Raw genomic sequence first — 2,813 nt, 5'->3', positions numbered from 1 at the left:
AAAGGGCAAGTTTTACACGCGTTTATGCTGCGTTATTGATTTTGGAAAGGGAATAACCATTACCCGCAATCAATGCCTTGTCTAAACGCGTGTAAATTCTTGCTGAAATCGAGCATCTTCAGGTTGATTGGGTATACACCAACCTATTTTAAAATGGGTATCCATCGATTACAGACAATATCTATTACGGCCTGTATTAAAATAAGTAGAATTAAAATACACACCCAATAAAAAAGCTGCCGAAGCAGCTTTTTTTATTGGCTCAAACTCTTAACATTACAGCTTTGCAGAGTTATCTTTTAAGTATGCAGCAACACCTTCAGTGCTTGCAGTCATACCTTCTTCACCTTTTGACCAGCCTGCTGGACAAACTTCACCGTGCTCTTCATGGAATTGAAGCGCGTCGATCATACGGATCATTTCATCAACGTTACGACCTAATGGTAAATCGTTAATCACTTGGTGACGTACTTGGCCTTCTTTGTCTACTAAGAAAGAACCACGGAAAGCAACACCCGCTTCTGGATGCTCAACATCGTACGCTTTACAGATTTCATGCTTAACGTCAGCAACTAGGGTGTATTTAACTTGGCCAATACCACCTTTGTCTACTGGGGTGTTACGCCATGCGTTATGAGTAAACTGTGAATCAATAGAAACACCAATCACTTCTACACCACGCTTGGTGAACTCTTCCATGCGGTGATCAAAAGCAATAAGCTCTGATGGGCATACAAAAGTAAAATCAAGTGGATAGAAGAAAATAACCGCTGGCTTACCTTTAATTGCGGTAGCTAGGTTAAATGTGTCAACAATTTCACCAGAACCAAGAACGGCTGCGGCTGTAAAATCTGGGGCTGGACGGCCTACTAATACGCTCATTATCAATCTCCATTTAATGGCTTTTTACATGCTACAAAGGCACAAAGATTCTTTCATAGTCATCCATTACTCGAACTTTCATACCTTTGGTACTTATTCAGTCATATACCATACAGTTAATTTCACCGACTTATAAGCTATTTCATCTGAAAATAGTTTACCTGCTGAAAAATGAAACATGCAGAGTCACTAATGTAATAGTGCCGTGTGACAAAATCATTATCAAGTGCTTTAAAATCTATGTAGACCTGTTAACACAAGTGCGACAGTTTACTGATAACGCCCAATAATCATCATTGATTACTGACTCAGTTGTATTAAAAACATTCAGCTATTCATTAAAAACCTGCACCAACGATTAAAAATTTCATCTGCGCTGGACAAATACTATCGAGCGGTCAAAAATAGCCGTCTCATTTACTTTAAAGAATTACGATTATGAATGCGGTTGTTATCGCGGTTTGCTTAATGCTGTTTTTAAGCTTTATTCGCATCAATGTGGTAGTAGCATTAACCATCAGTGCGGTTGTTGCGGGTTTAGTCGGTGGATTAGATATCCATCAAACCATTGCAGCCTTTAATGATGGTTTAGGGGGCGGAGCACAAATTGCGCTAAGTTACGCATTATTAGGCGCTTTTGCTGCCGCACTGTCACACTCTGGTTTAACGACGTTAATTTCGCATTCTATTATTAAAAAACTGGGTAAAGAGCCGAATAACAACAATACCCAAGTGGTACGTTGGCTATTATTGGTGGCGATTTTAGCGATGGCGGTGTCTTCGCAAAATATTTTACCGATCCATATCGCTTTTATACCCATTCTTATTCCACCGTTATTGCACGTTATTTCTAAACTCAATATCGACCGTCGCCTTATTGCGTGTATTTTAACCTTTGGTTTGGTCACTACCTACATGGTTTTACCAATAGGTTTTGGCGGCATTTTCTTAAACGATATCTTGTTGGCTAACTTAAATACTAACGGCTTAAATGCTGTCAACTCACAAATCCCCCAAGCGATGTTACTCCCAGCATTAGGCATGGTATGTGGTTTATTAACGGCCATATTTATTAGCTACCGTAAACCAAGACAATACATGATTGAGCAGCCGGTGATGAGTGACACACAAACACCGGTTATTAGTCGCAAAAGTATCATCATTTCTATATCGGCCATTGTGGTGACCTTAATTGTTCAACTGCAAACCGACTCAATGATTTTTGGTGCCTTAAGCGGATTTATCATCTTTCGTTTTTCAGGCATTATTAAACAAGACATTAGTAAAGACTTGTTCAATCAAGGCGTTCATATGATGGCTAGCATTGGCTTTATTATGATTGCCGCTGCAGGGTTTGCTGCTGTGGTAAAATCTACCGGAGAAGTCAGCACCTTAGTGACATCTTTAGGTGACATTATTGGCGACAATAAAGCCTTAGCAGCACTGCTAATGTTGATTGTGGGTTTGCTGATTACCATGGGCATTGGTTCTTCGTTTTCGACAATTCCGATTATTGCGACCATTTACGTGCCATTAGCGCTCAACTTTGGATTTTCGGTCGCTGCTACCATTGCTTTGGTTGGAACCGCTGCAGCATTGGGTGACGCCGGCTCACCAGCATCAGACTCGACCTTAGGGCCGACTGCAGGTCTTAATGCTGATGGTCAGCATGATCATATTCGCGACAGTGTTATCCCGACATTTGTGCATTACAACATCCCGTTACTTGTATTTGGCTGGATAGCCGCAATGGTGTTGTAACCACCCACTCATAACCTTCACTCATAAAAAATGGGAGCCAACTGGCTTAATGCCGATCGTTTAAGCGACTTGAACGATCTTTTCTAGGCTTCATAATCGGTCTTAGATTTATTTCTGAGGCCGATTTTTTTATGTCTGAATTTTCTCTAGAGTTACAAGCGACTGCTGAA

Annotated in this window: 2 protein-coding genes; one reads left to right on the top strand and one right to left on the bottom strand. The window is 40.7% G+C overall.

The annotated features are described in order from the left end of the window. Positions 1-276: 276 nt before the first annotated feature. A complete protein-coding gene (locus tag IEY48_RS20135) occupies positions 277-882 on the bottom strand; it encodes a peroxiredoxin (protein ID WP_188923326.1) in 606 nt (201 codons plus the stop codon). Between the two features lie 438 nt (positions 883-1,320). On the opposite strand from IEY48_RS20135, the gene IEY48_RS20130 reads away from it, so the two are divergent. After that, positions 1,321-2,643, top strand: a complete 1,323-nt coding sequence (locus IEY48_RS20130) for a Na+/H+ antiporter family protein (RefSeq protein ID WP_188923325.1) — start codon at positions 1,321-1,323, stop codon at positions 2,641-2,643. Positions 2,644-2,813: the final 170 nt, after the last annotated feature.

The organism is Shewanella saliphila (genome assembly GCF_014648295.1).
Lineage (GTDB): Bacteria > Pseudomonadota > Gammaproteobacteria > Enterobacterales > Shewanellaceae > Shewanella > Shewanella saliphila.
Note: the sequence above shows the minus strand (reverse complement) of the source record. Positions and strands in the feature narration are given on the sequence as shown.

Coding starts and splice junctions, on each gene's coding strand:
- IEY48_RS20135 (WP_188923326.1), bottom strand. CDS start 882: ATGAGCGTATTAGTAGGCCGTCCAGCCCCAGATTTTACAGCCGCAGCC.
- IEY48_RS20130 (WP_188923325.1), top strand. CDS start 1,321: ATGAATGCGGTTGTTATCGCGGTTTGCTTAATGCTGTTTTTAAGCTTT.